We start from the raw sequence: 21,444 nt of genomic DNA on the forward strand, positions 1-21,444 counted from the left end.
CGCACGGTCTCCCAGTCAGGAAGGTTTCTCCCACGATGAACGCAACGCAGACCGGCCTGTTCGCCGGGCTCCTCCTCGGTGTCGCCGCCGCAGCCGGGGGCTTCACCGGTTTCCTCATCGCCCTGGTGATCGGTGCCATCGGCCTGATCGTCGGCCGCGTGCTGGACGGCGAGCTGGAGATCGGCGACTTCCTGGGCCGGGGCAAGGACCGATGAGCGCCCCCGCCACCGAGCGGGCCGAGGCCGCGACCGAACGGACCTCCGCGGCGGGCGACCCCGCCGACCGCGGCTCGCTGGACATCGACCGAGCGGTGCTGCGCAAGATCGCCGAACACGCCGCGGACTGTGTCTCCGGCACCACCCGCGCGCCGCGCCGCATCGTCGGCGTGGGCGTCGGCACCCAGGGTTCCAGCGCCCGGCTCACCGGCCCGGACCGCGAGCTGCGGGTCCGGCTCGACCTGGCGCTGCGCTACCCCGCCCCGGTGCGCGACGCGGTGCGCGAGGTGCGGGAACGCGTCCGCGAGGAGCTGTCCCGGCAGGCCGGTTGCCGGGTGACCGCGGTGGAGGTCACCGTGTCCGCCCTGGTGCCCGCCCCGAAACGAGACCGAGTGGAGTGAGCCCGTGCGTGCCCTAGTCCGTTTGATCACCGCCGCGGCCGGGTTGATCGCCCTCGCCGCCGGGGTCCTGCTGGTGGTGGAGGCCATCGGCGCCTGGGCGAACCCGGGCGGCCGCGGCGTGCTCGTGCCCTGGTCCGACGCCGGGTCCTCGATGCGCGACCTGAGCTGGCAGGACCTGCCGGTGCGCCTGGTGGCCGCCGCTGCCGTGCTCGTCGGCTTGATCCTGCTGCTGGCCGCGTCCCGCGCCGGGCGCAAGGAGGTGCGGCTGGCGGACCCCGCCCCCGAGGTCACCGTCACCACCGACCCGCGCTCGCTGGCCCGCCTGGTCGGCCACCAGGTCCGCGCCGAGGACGGGGTCGCCGCCGCCACCGTCACCGCCGACCGCCGGAAGGTGAAGGTGAAGGCCCGCGGCCGGTTCCGCAGCGTCGGCGACCTGCGCGACCGGGTGTCGAAGAAGGCCGCCGCCGCCGTCGAAGACCTGCCGTTGCAACGCCGGCCCCGGGTGTCGGTGTCGGTCTCCCCCGCGAAGGAGCGGTGATGTCGACCCAGGACACCACGACCCGCCCCACCGGGGGCTCCGGGAACGGCTCCACCGCCCGCAAGGCGCCCGCGCGCCCGAGCCGCACCGCCGTCGGCCGGTCGCTCGGCTTCGAACGCTGGCTGCTCGGCGTGCTCGGGCTGGTGCTGCTGCTCGCCGGGGCGCTGGCGCTGGTCGTCGGCGCCGGTTGGCTCGGCCGGTTCCGCGCGCAGCGGCCCGTGCTGGACCCGCTGCTCACCCAGTGGGTCGGCGGCAACCGGCCGCTGGCCTGCGGCGTCGCGATCGTGGTGGGTGTCGTGCTGGCCCTGCTCGGGTTGTGGTGGCTGCTGCGCGCGCTGCGCCCCGAAGGCCGTCCCGACCTGCGGCTGCACGGGGACGCGGAGAGCTCGGCGACCATCACCTCGCACGCGCTGACCGAGGCGGTGCGCGCCGACGCGGAGAGCGTCACCGGTGTGACCCGCGCGCGGGTGCGGATGGCGGGCACCGACCAGCGGCCCAACGTGCGGCTCACCCTCGCGCTCCAGGAGGGCACGAACGTGCGGCACGTGTGGGAGGAGCTGGACGCGAAGGTCCTCGCCCGCGCCCGCCAGGCGCTCGATGTGGAGGCGTTGCCGACCGCCATCCGGCTCCAGCTGGACCGCGCCGCCCGGCAACGCGTCCGCTGAACCGACGACGTCGATGGCCCGTCCGCCCGTCCAACCGGGTGGGCGGGCCATCGGCACGTCGGGCCCGCGGCGGCACCGAGCGACATACTCGGGCTCCGAGCTGCGGGAGGTCCAGGTGGCGTTGAGCGTGCAACCGCCGGTGAAGCCGATGCTGGCCGCCCCGGTGGACGGCATCCCGGACCGGCCGGGGCTCTGCTTCGAACCGAAGTGGGACGGCTTCCGCTGCCTGGTGTTCGCCGACCCGGGCGCCGCCGAACCTGTGGTGCTGCAGTCCCGCACCGGCAAACCGCTGAACCGCTACTTCCCCGAGGTGCTGGACGCCGCCGGACGGCTGCGCCGGCCCGCGGCGCTGGACGGCGAACTCGTGGTGGTCCGCACGGACTCGGACGGGCAGCGGCTGGACTGGGACGCGCTGTCCGAACGCATCCACCCCGCCGCCAGCCGGGTGCGCGAGCTGGCCGAACGCACCCCGGCGCTGTTCATCGCGTTCGACCTGCTCGCCCTCGACGACGCGGACCTGCGTGGCGAACCGTTCACCGCGCGCAGGCGGCGGCTGGAAGAGCTCGGGGTGACCGGCCCCGGCCTGCGCACCACCCCGCTGACGACGGATCCGGCCACCGCCGCCGAATGGTTCCGGCTGTTCGAGGGCGCGGGCCTGGACGGCGTGATCGGCAAGGACGCCGACGGGCCCTACGCGCCGGGCAAGCGGACCATGCTCAAGATCAAGCACACGCGCACCGCGGACTGCGTGGTCGCCGGGCTGCGCTGGCACACCGGCACCGAGCCGGGCACCGCCGTCGGTTCGCTGCTGCTCGGCCTGCACGACGACCGGGACGTGCTGCACCACGTGGGCGTCGCCGGGGCGTTCTCCGCGGAACGGCGCCGCGAACTCGCGGCCGAGCTGGCGCCGCTGCGCACCGACGCGGAGCACCCGTGGCTCGGCGAGCACGTCGACGACGGGCGGCGGCTTCCCGGGTCGGTCAACCGCTGGCGCAGCACGGTGCAGCCGTGGCAACCGCTGCGTCCGGAACGGGTGGCCGAGGTCGCCTACGACCACACCGAAGGCGCCGTGCCCGCGCGGTTCCGGCACACCGCGCAGTTCGTGCGGTGGCGCCCGGATCGCGCGCCGGAATCCTGCCGCTACGACCAGCTCGACGAGCCCGCGCGCTACGACCTGGACGCCGTCCTCCGCGGCGAAGCGGCTGATCATCGGCGACCGTGATCCACTCGCTATTAGCAGCCGATCATGGACCTGGCCGGCGTGAGATCCGCAGGTGAACGCGGTGCGGCTGGACCGCGCCCGGTTCACGTGCTCCGGGTGGCACCGATCGAGGCGAGCACGACGCAACCGATCGCGACCCACTGCAGCACGCCCAGCGCCTCGTGCAGCACCAGCAACCCCGCCAACGCGGCCACCGCCGGTTCCAGGCTCATCAGCACGCCGAACACGCGGGGCGGCATCCGCCGCAGCGCCTCCAGCTCCAGCGAGTACGGCACCACCGACGACATCAGCGCCACCACGAGCCCCGCCACCAGCACCGCCGGGGACAGCAGCTGCGCCCCCGCCCCGGAGATGCCGAACGGCAGCGCCACCAGCGCACCGACCGCCATGCCCAGCGCCAGCCCGGAGCCGCCGCTGGTGCGGCTGCCCAGCTTCGCGCCGACCAGGATGTAGGAGGCCCACAGCACCGCCGCGGCGAGCGCGAACCCGACGCCCACCAGGTCCAGGCCACCGTCCACCCGGGACAGCAGCAGCACGCCGAGCCCGGCGAGCACCGCCCACAGCAGGTCCAGCTTCCGCTTCGACCCGAACACGGCCACACCCAGCGGCCCCAGGAATTCGATGGTCACCGCCACGCCCAGCGGGATCCGTTCGATCGCCTGGTACAGGCAGATGTTCATCCCCGCCAGCACCGAGCCGTACCCGACGACCACGAGCAGCGTCGTGCGGTCCAGCCGCAACGACGGCCGCCACACGACCACCAGCACCAGCGCGGCGAACAGCAGTCGCAGCGTGACCACCCCGGACGCCCCGGCGAGCGCGAACAGCTGCTTGGCGAACGCGGCCCCGACCTGGAGGCTGATCACGCCCAGCAGCACCAGCACCGGCGGCGGGACGGCGCCGAACCCGCGGGCCAACGCCGGTTGCACCCCGGATCGGAGGGGCCGCCCGCGCGACGACGCACCGTCCATGTTGACCGCGACCACGCCTGCTCCTCCTGATCCCGGGTCGACCACCCGTTCCGCTCCGCTGTACCCGGCACCGGGGCGGCGCGCACGTCCGGCCCGAGTGCCCGGCGAACCGTAGCCGCCGCGGCGGGCGCGCCCAACCGGATTGCGACGAGGCACGCACCGCTCCCCCTCACCCGGTGCTCACGCCGATCATGCGATGCTCAGCGCAGATCCCGACCACGCAGAGGAGCAGTCGTGCCGCGCACCAGCCACCGCATCGGTGCTCTGCTGCTGCTCACCGCGCTGGTGGCGGGGTGCTCCGCGGGTCCGTCGCAGCGGCCCGCCGTCGCCTACCGGGACGCCGAACAGCCGGTGGCGCCCGCCCCCGCGCCACCCGGACCGGCACCGCTGCCGGGGCTCGGCCCGTCCGCGGGCAGCGCGCTGAACTGGGCGGACTGCACCGGGGAGACCCGCGAGGAGCTGGCGTTGCCCGCGACCGGCCCGTCGTTCTCCTGCTCGCAGCTGCTGACCACGTTGGACTCGCCGGAGGCGCCCGCCGAGGGCACGACCCGCGCGGCGCTGTTGAGCACCGGCACCGGCGGCGTCCCGCTGGTGGTGCTGGGCGACGTGCACGGCGAGCCGGGCACCTCGGTGGCCGCGCGGCTGGCGCTGAAGCTGCCGCCGGAGGTGCTGCGCACCTTCCGGATCATCGGCATGGACCGGCGCGGCACCGGCCAGTCGGATCCGGCGGACTGCATGCCGCCGACGCAGCGGGAGAACATCATCGGCTTCGACCCGCAGGCCACCGACCGGGCGTCGCTGGACCGGCTGCTGACCTCGGTGCGGGTGTCCAGCCAGGAGTGCCTGCTGGACCTGGACGACCGGTTGCAGGCCTACGACTCGTGGCGCACCGCCGCGGACCTGGAGGAGCTGCGGCTGGAGCTCGACGTGCCGAAGCTGCACGCCGTCGGGATCGGCGAGGCGAGCCGGGTGCTCACCACCTACGCGCAGCGCTACCCGGATTCGGTGGGCCGGATGGTGTTCGACGGCGGTCTGGACCCGCAGCTCGACGCGATGGCCGTCGCCGGGGCGCAGGCGCAGGGCGCGGAGCAGACCTTCGACGCGTTCGCCGCCGACTGCGCCGCCCGGGGTTCCTGCCCGCTGGGTCCCGATCCGCGCCGCACCGTGCAGGAACTGGTGCAGCGGACGCGGGCGAGGTCGCTGCCTGCCGCCGACGGGCCGGTGAGCGCGGGCAAGATCGTGCGGGTGCTGCTGCACGGCCTGGGCGAACCGGAGCGCTGGCCGCGGCTGGCGTCGGCGCTGGCCGCGGCGAACTCCGGGGACGGGGCGCGGATCAGCGCGCTCGCCGCCCCGCTGGTGCGGGAGACCGGGGCCGATCCCGCGCGGCTCGACGGCGACCTGATCACCAGTTGCAACGACACCAGGCTGCGGCTGCCCGCCGAGCGGCTCGTGCACGTGGCGACCGAGTGGACGGGGACGAACACGCTGTTCGGCGGCCTGTTCGCGCAGCGCCTCGCCTGGTGCGCGCAGTGGCCGGAACCGCAGGAGGAACCGCCGCCGCCGTCCGCGCCGGGCCTGCCGCCGATCCCCGTGGTGACCACCGAGAACGATCCGCTGGTGCCGGCGCAGGGCAGCAAGCACCTGGCGGAGCAGCTGCCGACGGGCGTCGCGGTCAACTGGCAGGGCACCGGGCACGGCGCGATCGGCCGCTCGGACTGCGTGACCGACGCGGTGAGCCGGTTCCTCGTGCAGGGCGCCTTGCCCGCCGAGGGCAAGGCCTGCCCCGCCTGATCACCCGTGCGCGCGGGTTCCGGGGGTGCGGAGTCCGCTGCCCCCGGAACCCGGTGCGTGCGATCAGCAGCCCGAGCAACACCCGCAGGAAGGTCCGCTGCAACTCGCGCAGCAGCTGCAACCGCCGCTGGCCTGCGGGGTCGTCTCGTTCTCAGTGGGAACCATGGCGTTCTCCTCACGTGCTTGAGCACCAGCGGTAGCGAGCATGCGCGCCCGAACACCGCGGGTGACACCGCCGAGCGAGGGATCGGCCGTCCGCCGACCTGCTGAACAGGCGGCATGCACCCATTGCAATCCGTCACCATCCCGCTCGGTGACCAGCGCGCGGCCCCTCGTCCCGGTGTCGCCCGTTCCGGGAGGGCCGCGCATCGCGCTCCCGCGGCGTCCGACCGGCGTCGCGAGCGCGCCGGAGGTCGCGGCAGGGGCTCACCCGGCGCTCTCGTCGCCGCGCCGCGCTTCCAGGGACGCCTTGCGGGAGCGGGTGGGTTCGCCGGGCATCTTGGGGTGGTCGGGCGGGTAGGGGAGTTCACCGAGGCCGCGGTCGCCGCGGTCGCGTTCGAACCAGTCCAGGGCGAGGTCCAGCGCGCCGGACGAGTCGTCCAGCCCGCGGTGCGGGTCGCCGCGTTCGGCCAGCAGACCGGGAACCGTGCCCAGGTCGAAGTCGTCCGGTTCCGCGTCCGGCAGCTGCTCCCAGGTCAGCGGCATCGACACGGTGGCGCGCGGGGTGCCGCGGATCGACCACGCCGAGGCGACGGTGCGGTCCCGCGCGGCCTGGTTGAAGTCGAGGAACACCCGCCTTCCGCGGTCCTCCTTCCACCAGGCGACGGTCGCCTGCTCGGGGATGCGGCGCTGCACCTCGCGGGCCAGCGCGATCACCGCGCGCCGCACCTCGATGAAGTCCCAACGCGGCTCGACGCGCACCAGCACGTGCACCCCGCGGCCACCGGAGGTCTTCGGGAAGCCGGTGAGGCCGGCCTCCGCCAGCACCTCCCGCAGCACCCGCGCCACCGCCACGGCCTCCGGATATCCGGTGCCGGGCTGCGGATCCAGGTCGATGCGCAGCTCGTCGGGGTGCTCCACGTCCGCCGAGCGCACCGGCCACGGGTGGAAGTCCAGGGTGCCCAGCCCCGCCGCCCACACCAGCACCGCGGGCTCGGTCGGCAGCACGCTGTCGGCGGTGCGCCCCGATGGGAACGTCACCCGCACCGACCGCACCCACTCGGGGGCGCCCTTCGGCACCCGCTTCGCGTAGAACGGCTCGGACCCGACCCCGCCGGGGAACCGCTTCAACGTCGTGGGCCGGTCCCCCACCGCCCGCAGCAACGGTTCGGCGACCGCCAGGTAGTACTCGGCGACCTGGAGCTTGGTGAACCCGCGCTCCGGGAAGTACACCTTGTCCGGGTGCGACAGCCGCACCGCTCTGCCCGCGACGTCCAGTTCCCGCGCTGCCTCCGCCATCCGCGCAGCGTAGGTCGGCGGCTCCGGCACTGCCTGCGACCGCCGTCCGCGGGCTACCGTTGGGCCATGGCGCCAGCAGGCCACGACCCCGACGCCCCGCGGGACCGGTTCGCCGACGACCTCGTCGGGCTGGACCCGCACGACCCGGAGGCGCGGGCCTTCGCCGAACACCTGGACCGGATGGAACGCCCCGGTTCGAAGGCCACCGTCGAAGGCATGCTCACCGGCGTCGACGACTTCGCCCGCTGCGCGAACCGGACGCAGGGGCACCGGCGCGTCGTGGTGGTGTTCGTCGTGCTGCTGATCCTGCTCGGCGTCGGCGTCACCGTGTGGAACGCGGTGGTCTTCATGCTCGGCGCGTTCCTCGGCGGGTGAGCGGGAGCACGCGGGCACTCGATCTTGCGAAGGGTTAGCGTGGACGCATGGATCCGGTCGTGGGCGCCACCCCCAAAGTCGTGAAGTCCGAGCAGGAATGGCGGGAGCAGCTCGGCCCGCAGGAGTACGCGGTGCTGCGGCAGGCCGCCACCGAAGCTCCGTGGACGGGCGAGTACACCGAGACCAAGTCGGTCGGCGTGTACGACTGCCGCGCCTGCGGGGCGGAGCTGTTCCGCAGCACCGAGAAGTTCGAGTCGCACTGCGGCTGGCCGTCGTTCTTCGACGCCCGCGACTCCGACGCGGTGATCCTGCGCGAGGACCGCTCGCTCGGCATGGTCCGCGTCGAAGTGCTGTGCGCGAGCTGCCTGAGCCACCTGGGGCACCTGTTCGAGGGCGAGGGCTACGACACCCCCACCGACCAGCGCTACTGCATCAACTCGATCGCCCTGCGGCACGTCCCGGAGAGCTGACCGGCCACGGTGCTCGGCGATGAGCCGCAGCTGATCGGCCGCGCTCGGCACTCCCGGCACGTCCACCCCGGAGAAGGCGCGGACCAGCTCGGCATCGGTGACCGCCAGGACCAGGTGGTTCACCCCGGTCGGCGCGATGTCCCGCTGGATGCGCTCCAGGCACTCCTGCGGTGTCCCGGCGACCGACAGCTGCTCCGCGAGCTCCGGCGGGGTGAGTTCGTAGGCCCGCGCGAGGTCACCCGCGCCGACGGCGGCGACGACCTCGGTCAGCGAAGCCGGATCCACCCCGTTGCGGCGCAGCTGCTCCGCGGGCATCGCCGAGGCGTACAGGCCGATCATCGCCCGGGCCGCCCGCTTCGCCGCCGCCCCGTCCGGGCCGGTGGCGAACACGATCCAGGCGCCGATGTCCAGCCGCCGCCAGTCCCGCCCGGCCCGCTCCGTGCCGAGCCGCACGTTCGCCACCAGGTGGTCGTAGGCGTCGCGGGTGCAGCTCAACGCGTGGTGCACGCCGTCGGAGATCTCCCCCGCCAGCTGGAAGGACTTCGGGCCGCGCATCGCGCCCAGCAGCACCGGAAGCCGCTGCTGCACCGGGGTGGCGAAGGTGAACAGCCCGTCGTAGCGGAAGAACTCGCCCTGGAACGTGATCGCCCGCTCGTCCAGGAAGGTGCGGATCACGTGGTGCGCCTCCCGCACCCGGGACAGCGGCTTCGTCCGCGCCCAGTCGATGCCGTACTGGGCGAGCAACCCGAAGTTCCCGCTGGAGATCACCACCTCGGCGCGCCCGCCGGTCAGCTCGTCCAGGGTCGCCGCGGCCTGCGCGATCAGCGTCGGTTCGCGCAGCGTCACCGGTGAGACGCTCGGCCCGAACCGGATGCGGCGGGTCCGCGCGGCGGCCGCGGCGAACAGCAGCCACAGGTCCTTGTGCCAGGTCTCGTCGGCGGCGTACGCCGCGTGGAAACCCAGTTCGTCGGCCAGTTCGATCGTCGCCAGCGAGTCGGCCACCGGGTGGTCGGGCAACATCACGTAGCTGAACCGCATCCCGCTCCCCTCGACCGGTGCCCCGTGCAGTCTGCGCCGCCGGGTGATCCGGCCGAACCCGCCGGACGGGTAGATCCGGCCGGTGCCCGGGAATCCGTCGTGGATCATGTGGAACGGTTCAGCATCACATCGTGGAGGGAGGTGCCGTGCCCGTCGACGAGACGCTGCGTTCGCTCCGGCGGTGGTCGCGGACGCCCGGGCCCGCCGACGCGGCGGGCGTGGCGGGCCGGATCGCCGAAGCCATCGTGCTGGGGCTGCTCCCCGACGGGGAGCGGGTTCCCGGCGGCGCGGAGCTGGCCGCGCTGCTCGGCTGCCGGGCCGAGGTGGCGCGGGACGCGCTCGGCAGGCTCGCCGGGGACGGCCTGGTGATCACCTCGGCGGTCGGGCCGCTGATCCGGCGTCCCGCCGATCCGCTGCTGGTCGCGGGCACCGCGCGGCTGCGGGAGCTGGACGCGCACGCGCTGCGGGAGATCTCCGACCAGCACTCCGCGATCGCGGGCACCGCCGCGCTGCTCGCCGCCGAACGCGCCACCGCCGACGAGCTGACCGCGCTGCGCGCGCTCGCCGCCGAGTTCGCCGCCGCCACCGGCACCACCGACCGGCGCAGGCTCGACGGGCGGCTGCACATCGAGATCGCCGCCGCCGCGCAGTCCTCCCGGCTCACCCACCAGGAGATCGCGCTGCAGACCGAGACCGGCGCGCTGCGCTGGCTGCCGTGGGCCGAGGCGATCCCGCACGGCGCCGAGACCGCCCAGCACGCGGCGATCCTCGACGCCATCGAGGCCGGCGCGGGCGACCGGGCCCGCGCGCTCGCCGAGGACCACGTGCGGGCCGGCATCCGGCGGCTCGTCGAATTCCGGCTGTGGTCCGGCGACCGGAGGTGCGGGCGATGAGCGCCGACGCGGCCGCCGCGCACATCAGCGGGATCCTCGACGACGCGGCGCGCTGGTGCACCGAGCTCGGCGAACGGCTGCGCGCCGCGCACGACGGCACGCCCGCGCTGAGCACCGAGGACCTGTCCGCGCTGTGGCAGCCGATCTTCGACCGGCTCGACGCGGAACCGGCGGTCCTCGCGGGCACCGGCGTGATCCTCGCCGACGACGTGCTCACCGACCGGGCGCACTGGCTGGAGTGGTGGCAGCACCGGCCCGCCGACACGCCCCGGTTCCTGCAGGTCGACCACGACCCGGACAGCGTCGGGTTCTACGACTACGCCGCCGCGCCCTGGTTCACCGCGCCCCGCGACACCGGGGCCGGCGTCGTCGTCGGGCCGTACGTGGACTTCGCGGGCACCGACGAGTACCTGGTGACGCTGGCCGTGCCGGTCCGCTCCGGGGACCGCTTCCTCGGGGTGGCCGCCGCCGACCTGCGCACCGGCGAGTTCGAGCGGGCGCTGCTGGCGCGGGTGGGACCGCTGCGGCCGCCGACGGCGCTGATCAACGGCGCGAACCGGGTGGTCGCCTCCAACACGCCGCTGCGGCTGCCCGGCACCCTCGTCACCGCGGGTCCGCTCGCCGCCGACCCCGGCCGGGAGGTGCGCGTCGCGGCACCGCTGGGCGGGCTGCCGTGGCGCGTCGTCCGCGAACCGGGGTGACGGCGTCCGATCAGGGCAGGCGGGGCAGCAGCTCGGCCGGGGTGACGCGCTTGCCGGTGAAGAACGGCGTCTCCTCGCGCACGTGCCTGCGGGCCTCGGTGTAGCGCATCTTCCACATCAGGTCGACGATGCGGTGCAGCTCCGGCGCCTCGAACGCGAGGATCCACTCGTAGTCGCCGAGTCCGAACGAGGGCACCGTGTTCGCCCGCACGTCGGGGTAGTCGCGGGCCGCCATGCCGTGGTCCTTCAGCATCGTGCGGCGCTCGCCGTCGGGCAGCAGGTACCAGTCGTAGCTGCGCACGAACGGGTAGACGCAGAGGAAGTCGCCCGGATCCTCGCCCATGATGAAGGCGGGGAGGTGGCTCTTGTTGAACTCGGCCGGGCGGTGCACCGCCACGTTGCTCCACACCGGGTCGGAGGCCTCGCCGAGCGTCGTCTCCCGGCGGAAACCGGCGTAGGCCTCCTGCAGGGCCTCGATCTTCTCGGCGTGCCACCAGATCATGAAGTCGGCGTCCGACCGCATGCCCGCCAGGTCGTAGACACCGCGCACCACGACCCCGGAATCCGCCAGGCCGTCCAGGTAATCCTGGGTCGCCGCGGCCGTCTTCTCCCGGTCCTCGGGCAGCGCGCCCGGTTCGACCTGGAAGACCGACCACATGGTGTAGCGGATGGTGTCGTTGAGTTCGGAGTAGTTCAGCCGCGCCATGCCCTCATCGTCCCACCACGGCCCGGTCATCCGGTCGCGAGGTGGCGTGTGATGCCGGTCGCGGCCGCCTCCCCGGTCGCGGCGCACGCGGGCACCCCGACGCCGTGCAGCGCCGCCCCCGCCAGTTCCACGCCGTCGAGCTCCCCGACGGCGCGTTCCAGCCCGGCGACCAGGTCCAGGTGGTCCACGCCGTACTGCGGCAGGCCGCCGCCCCAGCGCACCACCGCCGCGTCCACCGGTTCGGCGTCGACCCCGGTCACCTCGCGCAGGTCGGCGAGCACGCCGCGCAGCAGTTCCGCGTCGGTGCGGCGCAGCAGCTCGTCCTGCCCGGTGCGGCCCACCGAGCCGCGCACCAGCGGTTCGCCGCCGGTGCCGGTCAGGTGCGGCCACTTGCGGCTGGTGAAGGTGAACGCCTTCGCGGTGAACGGGGTCCCGTCGGCGTGCACCTCACCGCGGGCGACCAGCGTGCCGGAGGCCGCGGGCAATTCGGTCCCGGTGGGCAGCGCGAGGCCGAACACGGCCATCGACGCCACCTCCACCCGGCCGAGCAGTTCCGCCGCGGCCGGGGACGCCCCGGCCAGCAGCTTCCGCGCGGCGGGAGCGGGCACCGCGAGCACCACCGCGTCGGCCGCCAGCACGTCCGGTGCGGGCGCGGAACCGATCTCCAAGCGCCACCCGGCGCCGTCGCGGTGCAGGGCACGCACGGGAGCGCCCAGCCGCACCTCCGCGGCCGCCGAGTCGGCGAGCGCGGCGACGAATTCGCGGTAGCCGTGCCGGAACGCGCCGAACACCGGCCGCTTCCGCCCGTCCGGCGCGGGAGCGGGCAGCGCCGCCGCGGCGGCCTCGGTGATCGACTTCGCGCCCGCGTCGAGCGCGGCGGTCAGCGCCGGGATCGTGGCGCGCAGGCCGAGTCCGTCCGCGCTGCCCGCGTACACCCCGCCGAGCAGCGGCTCCACCAGCCGGTCCACCACCTCGTCACCGACCCGGGCGCGCAGCAGCCCGCCGACGGAGGCGTCCGCACCGCCCAGCTCCAGCGGCGGCAGGTCGGCTTCGGCGCGCACCGCGGCCACCCCGGCCGGGGACAGCACGCCCGCCACCGACTCCGGGTCGGCGGGCACGCCCATCACGGTGCCCGCGGGCAGCGGGTGCAGGGCGCCGCCCGCGCGCACCCGCGCGGCGACCGGACCCGGGTGCACCACGTCCGCGGCCAGGCCGAGCTCTTCGGCGAGCCGCAGCACTTCGGGACGCCGGGCGAGGAACGCCTCCGCGCCCAGGTCCAGCTCCACCCCGGCCAGCGGCAGCGAGCGCAACTTGCCGCCCAGCGCGTCGGTCTGCTCGACCAGCACGATCTCCGCGTCCGGGCCCAGCGAGCGGCGCAGCCGGTGCGCGGCCACCAGTCCGCTGACGCCGCCGCCGACGACGGCGACGCGGGTCACGAGCGGGCGCTCTCGGCGTGCACCTGCCGCACGACCTCGGTGAGCACTCCGGGGTCGGTCGTGGGCAGCACGCCGTGGCCCAGGTTGAACACGTGACCGGCGGCTTCCCGGCCCTCGGCGAGGATCCGGCTCACCTCGGCGCGGACCGCGTCCAGCCCGGCGAACAGCACCGCCGGGTCCAGGTTGCCCTGCACCACCGGCTCGCGGTCCGGGTCCGCGGCGCGGAGCCGGCGCACCGCCTCGTCCAGCGGGACCCGCCAGTCCACGCCGACCACGTCGGCGCCCGCCGAGCGCATCGAGCCGAGCAGCTCGCCGGTGCCCACCCCGAAGTGGATCTTCGGCACGTCCGGCGCCACCTCGGCGACGCCCTCGAAGATGCGCTTGCTGTGCGGCAGCACGAACTCGCGGTAGTCCCGCAGCGACAGCGCCCCCGCCCAGGAGTCGAACAGCTGCACCGCGTCCACCCCGGCGGCGAGCTGGGTGCGCAGGAAGGTCAGCGTCGTGTCGGCCAGCTTCTCCAGCAGCGCGTGCCAGGTGGCCGGATCGGAGTGCATGAGCGCCTTGGTCCGCTCGTGGTTGCGGCTCGGCCCGCCCTCGACGAGGTAGGACGCGAGGGTGAACGGCGCGCCCGCGAACCCGATCAGCGGGGTCTCGCCGAGCTCGGCCAGCAGCAGCCGCACCGCCTCCGCGACCGGCGCGACCTGCTCGGCGTCCAGCTCCGGCAGCGCGGCGACGGCGGCCGGGTCGCGCACCGGTTCGGCCACCACCGGTCCGGTGCCCGCGACGATGTCCAGCCCGATGCCCGCGGCGTACAGCGGCAGCACGATGTCGCTGAACAGGATGGCCGCGTCCACCCCGTGGCGGCGCACCGGCTGCGCGGTGATCTCGCAGACCAGGTCCGGCGTCAGGCACGCCTGCAGCATCGGGGTGCCTTCGCGGACCTTGCGGTACTCGGGCAGCGAGCGCCCCGCTTGGCGCATGAACCAGACGGGCGTGTGCCGGGGCGCGCCGCCGCGGGCGGCCACGAGCAGCGGGGCGTCGGCGAGGTCCCGGCGGGCCGAGACCGAAGCGGGTGAGGGCATCGGGGGCGCATCCACAAGGTCGAGGTGTCGGAGCCCGGCGCGGTTCCGCGGACGTCGGGCGGGCCACCGCGGCGCGGGCCGACGGCCCTGTCGGGGCCGTTCCGGACATCTTCGCAGACGCTCGCGGCGCCGGACGCGCGGGCAAGATCACGATCGGCCGCGGCGCCCGGCGTGGCGCCCACCCCGCGCCGATCCGGCGGCCTACAGTCCCGGTCCGTGACTGAGATGGCGGCGATCCCCGAGGAGTTCCGGCAGGCAGTGGCCGCGCTGGCCGCGCCCGCTCCGCGCGCCGAGATCGAGGTGACGGAGGTCCGCCCGCCGAAGCGGCTCGCGCCGTGGGCGTACGCGGTGGCGGCGGAGGCCACCGGCCCGGCCGACGAGCTGGCGACCGCCCGCCTGGTGCTGCTGCACGACCCGGACCGCCCGGCGGCGTGGGCGGGGTCGCTGCGGCTCGTGGTGTACCTGCGGGCCGAGCTGGACCCGGAGCTGGCCGCCGATCCGCTGCTGCCCGCGGTCGGCTGGTCCTGGCTGACGGACGCGCTGGAGGAGTCGGGGGCCGCGGCGGACGTGCTGGGCGGGACGGTCACGCTGACCTCCTCGGCCCGGTTCGGCGACATCGCGGGCCCGCCGCGCAGCCACGACCTCGAACTCCGCGGTTCGTGGACGCCGCGGGAGGCGGACCTGGGCGCCCACGCGACGGCCTTCCACCAGTTGATGTCCAGCGCAGCGGGCCTGCCGCCGGTCGGGGTGGCGGTGCTGGACCGGCGGTCGGCGCTGCGCGGAGAGGCTTGAGCCGCGATCTTTAACGATCGGGATTCCCCTCACGAGGTCGCGAAAACCTCGCACAATTGGTTGCCCGGGCAACTTTCTCACGATGTGCAATCAAGGTCTGTCGCACGGACCCGCCAAGGCGTTACGCCAAACACCGAGACCCACCCAAATGAGTGACAAAAACGAACCGCAGTGACAACTCGATCGGGATAGATACCCGATTGATCGTCCCGCTGACCCGCTTGGGCGGTTACGCTGCCCCCGACGACACCACTTTCGGTCGATCAGTGGCGCGGCTGATTGGTCGAGAGTCCCGGTGCCGGTCGGGGGGCACGACCGACTCCAGGGAGGTAGTGACGTGGCTGCCGTCGGCTTAGGTCAGGCCGCTCGAACCACGCCCGCCGGCGCTTTGCCGGCCAACATGGTCCCGCACCCGCGGGAAGAGCTGTTCACGGTGCTCGTGGTGGACGACCATCCGCTGCTCCGGGAGGCCATCGCCGCCCGGTTGCTGCAGATGGGCGCCGGCACGGTGCACGAGGCCGCATCAATGGCCGAGGCCAGGGCTCGCGCTCTGGCCACCGGTCCGTGCGACCTCGCGATCCTCGATCTCGGACTCCCCGACGGGACCGGCATCGACCTGGTGACGGAACTCCGTACCCAGGGCTGGCCGCGAATCGTGGTGCTCGCTTCGTCCGACGACCCCTATGCGGTCCGGGCCGCCTTCCAGGCAGGCGCTCAGGCGTACCTGCTGAAGTCGGCCTCGCCGATGGTCGTCACCGACGGGGTGCGCCGCGTGCTCGACGGCGGCGTGTATGCCGATCCCAGCGTGGCTCCGGTGCTCGCAGCGGGCACTCGGGTTCCGGGAACCGACAACACGCCCCGGGAGCTGTCCGGACGTGAGGTCGAGGTGCTGCAACTGGTGGCCGATGGCCGATCCAACAAGGAGATCGGTGAGGCGCTCAACCTCTCCGCTCTCACGGTGAAGAGTCACCTGTCTCGGATCGGCCGCAAGTTGGGCACCGGAGATCGGGCGCAGATGGTCGCCCTGGCCATGCGGGCCGGGGTGATCAGATGACCGGATGATCCTGATCGGGTGAATCGAGGTCCCACCGCGATCGTCGGGTCCGGTCGGGCTTGACGACCTCGGGCTGGTCGCACCCGCGGGCGGACCGCAACACGTAAGGTCTGATATCCGTGGAAGCTGCTTGCCCCGAGTCCGTCGAGCCCGACCGCCCCGAGCCGGTGCTGCTCACCGAGCCCGCTGACGGCGTCCCGCCGGTGGTGGAGACTCCTGAAGCGCTGGAGACCGGCGCGGCCGCACTGGCCGCGGGGAGCGGTCCGGTCGCGGTGGACACCGAACGCGCGTCCGGATACCGGTACTCCCAACGTGCCTACCTGGTGCAACTGCGCCGAGAAGGCGCGGGGACGGTGCTGGTCGATCCGGTCGCGCTGAACGGTGCCCTGGAACCCCTGAAAGCGGCGCTGGCCGACACCGAATGGGTGTTGCACGCCGCGTCCCAAGACCTGCCCTGCCTGTCCGAGCTTGACCTGCATCCGCAACGGCTGTTCGACACCGAACTAGCCGGGCGCCTGGCCGGGTTCGACCGGGTCTCGCTGGGCACCCTCGTCGAGCGCATGCTCGGCTACCGGTTGGAGAAGGGCCACAGCGCCGCCGACTGGTCGCGCCGGCCGTTGCCCGCCGATTGGCTGGTGTACGCCGCGCTGGACGTGGAACTGCTGATCGACCTGCGCGCCGCGATGCACGACGAGCTGACCCGGCAGGGCAAGCTCGAATGGGCGTGGGAGGAGTTCGAGGCGGTGCGCACCGCCGAGCCGCCCCGCCCGCGCGCCGAACCGTGGCGCCGCACCTCCGGGATCCACCGGATCCGCAACGCCCGCCAGCTCGCCGCCGTCCGCTCGCTGTGGACGGTGCGCGACCGCATCGCCGCGGAGCGGGACATCGCACCGGGCCGGATCCTGCCGGACTCCGCCGTGGTGCAGGCCGCGCAGAGCGGCCCCGGAACCGAAGCCGAGCTGACCGCGCTGCCGGTGTTCGGCGGCAGGCAGCAGCGCCGCCGCGCCTCGACGTGGCTGGGCGCGCTGCGCGCGGCCCGCGAACTCCCCCAGGACGAGCTGCCGGTGGTCTCGCCGCCGCAGGACGGACCGCCGTCGCCGAACCGGTGGGCGGACCGCGACCCGGCGGCCGCCGCGCGGCTGTCCGCGGCCAAGTCGGCCATGTCGGCCATCGCCGAGGAGCACGGGCTGCCGGTGGAGAACCTGCTGCTCCCGGACCTGCTGCGGCGGCTGTGCTGGACGCCGCCGGAGGACCTCGGGGTCGAGTCGGTCGCGAACCGGCTGCGCGAACGAGGCGCCCGGGAGTGGCAGATCGGGCTGACCGCGACGCCGTTGAGCACCGCGCTGCAGGCGGAACCGGGCAAGTAGTCCTGGCGCGTTCGGGCCGCCGCCGCTCCCGGTGCGCGGGGGCGGCGGCCCGATCGGCCGCGGGATCGGCGGCGCAGCACGCCGATGAGCCGTCGGACGCCGGTGCCGTGGAAGCCCGCGTTCCTCCTCCCCGGACGAGCTCCGGTCGCGGGACTCCACGGCCCGATCCGTCGACGGCGAAGACGTGCGGCGACCGGACGCGGTCCGAGCCGCCGAGCTGGGCACGAGGCGTCGAGGTGGGCACGAGCCGTCGAGGTGGGCGGCGGACGGTCCGAGCCGCCGAGGTGGGCGGCGAAACGCGTGCGCGCTCTGCCGCGGGTCGCTGCCGGGACCGCCGCGAACCGGTGCGGCCGATCTCCGCCGCCTCGTCGTCACCGAGCGCGCGGCAGCGGGGTGCGTAGGCTGGCCGCGCGATCTCCCGGCGGCCGAACCCGCAGGTGGGGCTGTGAGCGAACAGACATGGGCGCACCGCCCCGCACCCGGTGGTTACCGGTGGGTAATAAGCGCTAGAGTGGCTGTTACCGACCAGTAGCGGCGGGGCCGGCGCCCACTCCCGGACGAACGCCGCCGGGGCCGGTCCGGAACCCGCACAACGCAGGACCCACACAGTGAGGAGCACGCCGTGGTCGCACCCGCGTCGGCACCAGCCGACCCGCGCAGCGCACGTGCCGTACGGGACGTGGTCTTCGTCGACGGCGTCCGCACGCCGTTCGGCAAGGCAGGCAAGAAGGGGATCTACGGCGAGACCCGCGCCGACGACCTGGTCGTCAAGGTCATCCGCGAACTGCTGCGGCGCCACCCCGAGCTGCCGCCGGAGCGCATCGACGAGGTCGCCATCGCCGCCACCACCCAGATCGGCGACCAAGGGCTGACCATCGGCCGCAGCGCCTCGCTGCTGGCGGGCCTGCCGCAGTCCGTGCCCGGCTTCGCCATCGACCGCATGTGCGCCGGCGCGATGACCGCGGTGACCAGCATCGCGGGCGGCATCGGCTTCGGCGCCTACGACATCGCCATCGCAGGCGGCGTCGAGCACATGGGCAACCACCCGATGGGCGAGGGCGTCGACCCGAACCCGCGCTACGTCGCCGACAGCGTCGTCGACCCCTCCGCGCTGATCATGGGCTCCACCGCGGAGAACGTGCACGACCGCTACCCGAGCCTCACCAAGGAGCGCACCGACGCCTACGCGGCGCTGAGCCAGCAGCGCTACGAGGCCGCGCAGCTCGCCGGCAAGATCGCCGCCGACCTGGTGCCGGTCTCCACCCGCTCCGCCGAGCAGGGCTGGGGCCTCGCCACCGCCGACGAGCCGCCGCGCCCCGGCACCACGACCGAGGCGCTGGCCGGGCTCAAGACCCCGTTCCGCCCGCACGGCCGGGTCACCCCGGGCAACGCCGCCGGGCTCAACGACGGCGCCACCGGCTGCGTGCTCGCCGACGCCGAGACCGCCCGCGAGCTGGGCCTGCCCGTCGGCATGAAGCTCGTCGGCTACGCCTTCGCCGGCGTCGAACCGGAGGTCATGGGCGTCGGCCCGATCCCGGCCACCGAGAAGGCCCTCAAGCGCGCCGGGCTCGACATCTCCGACATCGGGTTGTTCGAGATCAACGAGGCGTTCGCGGTGCAGGTGCTGGCCTTCCTGGAGCACTTCGGCATCGCCGACGACGACCAGCGGGTCAACCCGTGGGGCGGCGCCATCGCCTGCGGCCACCCGCTCGCCTCCTCCGGGGTGCGGCTGATGACGCAGCTGTCCCGGCACTTCGCCGAGCACCCCGAGGTGCGTTACGGCCTGACCACCATGTGCATCGGCTTCGGCATGGGCGGCACGGTCATCTGGGAGAACCCGAACTTCGACACCGCAGGGGGCGCGAAGTGAGCACGCAGACCGACTTCGCAGCGCTGTTCCCGGACGAGGTCGTCACCCAGGCGCACACCAGGCTGCTGAACGTGCCCGGGCTCGGCGGCGAGCTCGCGCTGATCACCATCGACAACGGCCACGACCACACCCGGCCGTCCACGTTCGGCCCCGGCGGGCTCACCGCGCTGAACGCCGCGCTGGACGAGGCGTTCGCCGCCGAGCCCGCCGCGATCGCGGTCACCGGCAAGCCGTTCGTGTTCGCCGTCGGGGCCGACCTCTCCGGCGTCACCCAGATCGCCGAGCGGCAGCACGCCCACCAGGTCGCGCAGACCGGGCACGACGTGTTCCGCAGGCTCACCGAGTCGACCATCCCCACCTTCGCGTTCGTCAACGGCGCGGCGCTGGGCGGCGGCCTGGAGCTGGCGCTGTCCTGCCACTACCGGACCGTCTCGGAGAGCGTGAACGCGATCGCGTTCCCCGAGTGCTTCCTCGGCCTGTTCCCCGGCTGGGGCGGCACCCAGCTGCTGCCGAACCTGATCGGCGCGGACGCCGCGGTCAGCGTGATCATCGAGAACGCGCTGAACCAGAACAAGATGCTCAACGCGAAGAAGGCCACCGGACTGGGCATCTTCGACGCGCAGCTGGAGAGCGCCGACTTCCTGGAGGAGTCGATCCGCTGGGCGGTGCGCGTGGTCGGCGGCGAGCAGACCGTGCAGCGCGCCGAGATCGACCGCGGCCAGGCCTGGGACGACGCGATCGCACGCGCGAAGGGCATCGTCACCGCCCGCACCCAGGGCGCCTCGCCCGCGGTCACCAAGGCCGTCGAGCTGCTCGAACTGGCCCGCGGCAACGACCTCGACGCCGGGTACGCGGCCGAGACCGAGGCGCTCGCCGACGCGCTCATGTCCGACGAGCTGCGCGCCGGCCTGTACTCCTTCGACCTCACTCAGAAGCGCGTCAAGCGGCCTGCCGGTGCGCCGGACAAGTCGCTGGCCCGCGAGGTCAAGAAGGTCGGCGTCGTCGGCGCCGGGCTGATGGCCGGTCAGCTGGCGCTGCTGTTCGTGCGCCGCCTCAAGGTGCCGGTGGTCATCACCGACGTCGACCAGGAACGCATCGACCGCGGCGTCGGCTACATCCACGGCGAGATCGACAAGCTGCTCGGCAAGGGCAGGCTCTCCCCCGACGGCGCGAACCGGCTCAAGGCGCTGGTCACCGGGTCGCTGGACAAGGCCGCGTTCGCCGACGCCGACTTCGTCATCGAAGCCGTCTTCGAGGAGATGACGGTCAAGCAGGAGGTGTTCGCCGAGCTGGAGCAGCACGTCTCCCCCGAGGCGATCCTGGCCACCAACACCTCCTCGCTGTCGATCACCGAGATGGCGTCGAAGCTGACCAACCCCGAGCGGGTCGTGGGCTTCCACTTCTTCAACCCGGTCGCGGTGCTGCCGCTGCTGGAGATCGTGCGCGGCGAGAAGACCGACGACGCCTCGCTGGCCACCGCGTTCTCGGTCAGCAAGCAGCTCAAGAAGTCCAGCGTGCTGGTCAAGGACGCCCCGGCGTTCGTGGTGAACCGGCTGCTGACCCGCTTCATGGGCGAGATCATCGCCGCCGTCGACGAAGGCACCCCCTTCGACGTCGCCGACCGCGCGCTGACCCCGCTGGGCCTGCCGATGAGCCCGCTGGTGCTGCTGCAGCTCGTCGGCCCGGCCGTCGCCCAGCACGTCAACGAGACGATGCACGCGGCGTACCCGGACCGGTTCGGCATCAGCGAGAACCTGCAGCGGTTCGTCAAGGCCGGCAAGACGGCCGTGTGGCAGCAGGACGAGCAGGGCGGCCAGGTCGTCGACCCCGAGGTCGTCGCGCTGTGGGAGCAGGGCTCGAACCCGTCGACCTCCGAGCAGGTGCGGGACCGGGCGCTGGAGGCGCTGGCCCAGGAGATCCGGCTGATGCTGGACGAGGGCGTCGTCGCCGAGGCGCAGGACATCGACCTGTGCATGCTGCTCGGCGCGGGCTGGCCGTTCTGGCTGGGCGGCATCACCGCCTACCTGGACCGTTCCGGCATCGCCGAGCAGGTCAACGGCACGCGGTTCCTGCCGAAGGGCGTGGCCTCGGTGCCCGCCTGATCAGGTTCTCGTGACGGGGCCGGGACGACCTGTCGTCCCGGCCCCTGTTCCGTGGGAGCCGGCCGTTCGGTCACCACAACGGCGCAGGTGGCGCACCAGGCGTTCCGCGCGCGGGATGCACTTCCCGACCACCACTCTGGTTGAGCACGATGAGCCTTCCCGGGTACGCCCGTTGCGCGATCTCCACGTCACGGTGGTCGAAATCGCCGGCACCTGGCCGCTGTCAGCGTCCGGGACTTGCTTGAACGGCATCGAGCGAACGCAACGACATGTCTTGGTATGCGGCCGCGGTGGCCC

The 21,444-nt window shown here is 73.9% G+C and carries 20 protein-coding genes and 1 pseudogene; 15 read left to right on the forward strand and 6 right to left on the reverse strand.

The features are described from left to right. Positions 1-35 precede the first annotated feature (35 nt). From LCD35_RS13195 to LCD35_RS13215, 5 genes are all read left to right on the forward strand, one after another. Positions 36-215, forward strand: coding sequence for a hypothetical protein (locus LCD35_RS13195; RefSeq protein ID WP_224955439.1), 180 nt, complete (start codon positions 36-38; stop codon positions 213-215). Beyond that, complete coding sequence (locus tag LCD35_RS13200) at positions 212-616, forward strand: Asp23/Gls24 family envelope stress response protein (RefSeq protein WP_225044264.1); 405 nt, start codon at positions 212-214, stop codon at positions 614-616. The genes LCD35_RS13195 and LCD35_RS13200 overlap by 4 nt, the downstream gene beginning before the upstream one ends. Positions 617-620: 4 nt before the next feature. After that, complete coding sequence (locus LCD35_RS13205) at positions 621-1,154, forward strand: DUF6286 domain-containing protein (protein ID WP_224966447.1); 534 nt, start codon at positions 621-623, stop codon at positions 1,152-1,154. Further along, positions 1,154-1,819 carry an alkaline shock response membrane anchor protein AmaP gene (gene amaP, locus LCD35_RS13210; RefSeq protein WP_224955436.1) on the forward strand — a complete coding sequence of 222 codons (666 nt, stop codon included), beginning with the start codon at positions 1,154-1,156 and terminating at the stop codon, positions 1,817-1,819. The genes LCD35_RS13205 and amaP overlap by 1 nt, the downstream gene beginning before the upstream one ends. A gap of 115 nt (positions 1,820-1,934) precedes the next feature. Further along, positions 1,935-3,041, forward strand: coding sequence for an ATP-dependent DNA ligase (locus LCD35_RS13215; RefSeq protein WP_224966446.1), 1,107 nt, complete (start codon positions 1,935-1,937; stop codon positions 3,039-3,041). Positions 3,042-3,124: 83 nt separating this feature from the next. Here the strand turns inward: LCD35_RS13215 and LCD35_RS13220 are convergent, their stop codons facing one another. Further along, a complete protein-coding gene (locus tag LCD35_RS13220; protein ID WP_225044265.1) occupies positions 3,125-4,027 on the reverse strand; it encodes a DMT family transporter in 903 nt (300 codons plus the stop codon). 219 nt (positions 4,028-4,246) lie between these two features. On the opposite strand from LCD35_RS13220, the gene LCD35_RS13225 reads away from it, so the two are divergent. After that, positions 4,247-5,803, forward strand: coding sequence for an alpha/beta fold hydrolase (locus LCD35_RS13225; protein ID WP_224966444.1), 1,557 nt, complete (start codon positions 4,247-4,249; stop codon positions 5,801-5,803). A 426-nt stretch (positions 5,804-6,229) separates the two neighbouring features. Here the strand turns inward: LCD35_RS13225 and ligD are convergent, their stop codons facing one another. After that, a complete protein-coding gene (ligD, locus tag LCD35_RS13230; protein WP_225044266.1) occupies positions 6,230-7,261 on the reverse strand; it encodes a non-homologous end-joining DNA ligase in 1,032 nt (343 codons plus the stop codon). 66 nt (positions 7,262-7,327) lie between these two features. On the opposite strand from ligD, the gene LCD35_RS13235 reads away from it, so the two are divergent. Both LCD35_RS13235 and msrB read left to right on the forward strand, forming a co-directional pair. After that, positions 7,328-7,636, forward strand: a complete 309-nt coding sequence (locus LCD35_RS13235) for a hypothetical protein (protein WP_224966442.1) — start codon at positions 7,328-7,330, stop codon at positions 7,634-7,636. Positions 7,637-7,683: 47 nt separating this feature from the next. Further along, on the forward strand, positions 7,684-8,106 hold the full coding sequence (gene msrB / locus LCD35_RS13240; RefSeq protein WP_224966455.1) for a peptide-methionine (R)-S-oxide reductase MsrB: 423 nt from the start codon (positions 7,684-7,686) through the stop codon (positions 8,104-8,106). 177 nt (positions 8,107-8,283) lie between these two features. Here msrB and LCD35_RS30735 read toward each other — a convergent pair. Further along, positions 8,284-9,252: pseudogene (locus LCD35_RS30735) on the reverse strand (LLM class flavin-dependent oxidoreductase); the annotation flags it as partial. 23 nt (positions 9,253-9,275) lie between these two features. Between LCD35_RS30735 and LCD35_RS13250 the strand changes: the two are divergent. Beyond that, complete coding sequence (locus LCD35_RS13250) at positions 9,276-10,037, forward strand: FadR/GntR family transcriptional regulator (protein ID WP_224966441.1); 762 nt, start codon at positions 9,276-9,278, stop codon at positions 10,035-10,037. Further along, positions 10,034-10,738 (forward strand): cache domain-containing protein, encoded by a 705-nt coding sequence (locus tag LCD35_RS13255; RefSeq protein ID WP_224955427.1) that lies wholly within the window; start codon positions 10,034-10,036, stop codon positions 10,736-10,738. Before LCD35_RS13250 ends, LCD35_RS13255 begins: the two co-directional genes overlap by 4 nt. Before the next feature lie 10 nt (positions 10,739-10,748). Here LCD35_RS13255 and hemQ read toward each other — a convergent pair whose 3' ends face one another. Genes hemQ through hemE form a run of 3 tightly spaced genes read right to left on the reverse strand, consistent with a single transcriptional unit; the run spans position 10,749 to position 13,962 of the window. After that, positions 10,749-11,444, reverse strand: coding sequence for a hydrogen peroxide-dependent heme synthase (gene hemQ, locus LCD35_RS13260; protein ID WP_224955426.1), 696 nt, complete (start codon positions 11,442-11,444; stop codon positions 10,749-10,751). 26 nt (positions 11,445-11,470) lie between these two features. Further along, positions 11,471-12,880 (reverse strand): protoporphyrinogen oxidase, encoded by a 1,410-nt coding sequence (gene hemG, locus LCD35_RS13265; RefSeq protein WP_225044267.1) that lies wholly within the window; start codon positions 12,878-12,880, stop codon positions 11,471-11,473. Continuing rightward, the gene (gene hemE / locus LCD35_RS13270) at positions 12,877-13,962 is read right to left on the reverse strand and encodes a uroporphyrinogen decarboxylase (protein WP_224966440.1); all 1,086 of its coding nucleotides are present in this window, start codon (positions 13,960-13,962) and stop codon (positions 12,877-12,879) included. The genes hemG and hemE overlap by 4 nt, the downstream gene beginning before the upstream one ends. A gap of 216 nt (positions 13,963-14,178) precedes the next feature. Here hemE and LCD35_RS13275 point away from each other — a divergent pair, with 216 nt between their 5' ends. The 5 genes from LCD35_RS13275 to LCD35_RS13295 all read left to right on the forward strand — a co-directional run bounded on the left by LCD35_RS13275 (position 14,179) and on the right by LCD35_RS13295 (position 21,147). Beyond that, positions 14,179-14,754: a DUF3000 domain-containing protein gene (locus LCD35_RS13275; RefSeq protein WP_373689966.1), complete on the forward strand. Its 576-nt coding sequence runs from the start codon at positions 14,179-14,181 to the stop codon at positions 14,752-14,754. 400 nt (positions 14,755-15,154) lie between these two features. Next, on the forward strand, positions 15,155-15,808 hold the full coding sequence (locus LCD35_RS13280) for a response regulator transcription factor (RefSeq protein ID WP_184484937.1): 654 nt from the start codon (positions 15,155-15,157) through the stop codon (positions 15,806-15,808). A 113-nt stretch (positions 15,809-15,921) separates the two neighbouring features. Beyond that, on the forward strand, positions 15,922-17,175 hold the full coding sequence (locus LCD35_RS13285; RefSeq protein WP_225044272.1) for a ribonuclease D: 1,254 nt from the start codon (positions 15,922-15,924) through the stop codon (positions 17,173-17,175). Between the two features lie 622 nt (positions 17,176-17,797). Next, positions 17,798-19,045 carry a thiolase family protein gene (locus LCD35_RS13290; protein ID WP_225044268.1) on the forward strand — a complete coding sequence of 416 codons (1,248 nt, stop codon included), beginning with the start codon at positions 17,798-17,800 and terminating at the stop codon, positions 19,043-19,045. After that, positions 19,042-21,147, forward strand: a complete 2,106-nt coding sequence (locus LCD35_RS13295; protein ID WP_225044269.1) for a 3-hydroxyacyl-CoA dehydrogenase NAD-binding domain-containing protein — start codon at positions 19,042-19,044, stop codon at positions 21,145-21,147. Before LCD35_RS13290 ends, LCD35_RS13295 begins: the two co-directional genes overlap by 4 nt. The last annotated feature ends 297 nt before the right edge of the window (positions 21,148-21,444 follow it).

It is taken from the genome of Saccharopolyspora sp. 6V (assembly GCF_020176785.1).
Classification (GTDB): Bacteria; Actinomycetota; Actinomycetes; order Mycobacteriales; family Pseudonocardiaceae; genus Saccharopolyspora_C; species Saccharopolyspora_C gregorii.

Bases quoted from the DNA above. Each gene is read 5' to 3' on its own strand.
- LCD35_RS13195 (WP_224955439.1), top strand. From the start codon at position 36: ATGAACGCAACGCAGACCGGCCTGTTCGCCGGGCTCCTCCTCGGTGTC.
- LCD35_RS13200 (WP_225044264.1), top strand. From the start codon at position 212: ATGAGCGCCCCCGCCACCGAGCGGGCCGAGGCCGCGACCGAACGGACC.
- amaP (WP_224955436.1), top strand. From the start codon at position 1,154: ATGTCGACCCAGGACACCACGACCCGCCCCACCGGGGGCTCCGGGAAC.
- ligD (WP_225044266.1), bottom strand. From the start codon at position 7,261: ATGGCGGAGGCAGCGCGGGAACTGGACGTCGCGGGCAGAGCGGTGCGG.
- LCD35_RS13235 (WP_224966442.1), top strand. From the start codon at position 7,328: ATGGCGCCAGCAGGCCACGACCCCGACGCCCCGCGGGACCGGTTCGCC.
- msrB (WP_224966455.1), top strand. From the start codon at position 7,684: ATGGATCCGGTCGTGGGCGCCACCCCCAAAGTCGTGAAGTCCGAGCAG.
- LCD35_RS13255 (WP_224955427.1), top strand. From the start codon at position 10,034: ATGAGCGCCGACGCGGCCGCCGCGCACATCAGCGGGATCCTCGACGAC.
- hemQ (WP_224955426.1), bottom strand. From the start codon at position 11,444: ATGGCGCGGCTGAACTACTCCGAACTCAACGACACCATCCGCTACACC.
- hemE (WP_224966440.1), bottom strand. From the start codon at position 13,962: ATGCCCTCACCCGCTTCGGTCTCGGCCCGCCGGGACCTCGCCGACGCC.
- LCD35_RS13280 (WP_184484937.1), top strand. From the start codon at position 15,155: ATGGTCCCGCACCCGCGGGAAGAGCTGTTCACGGTGCTCGTGGTGGAC.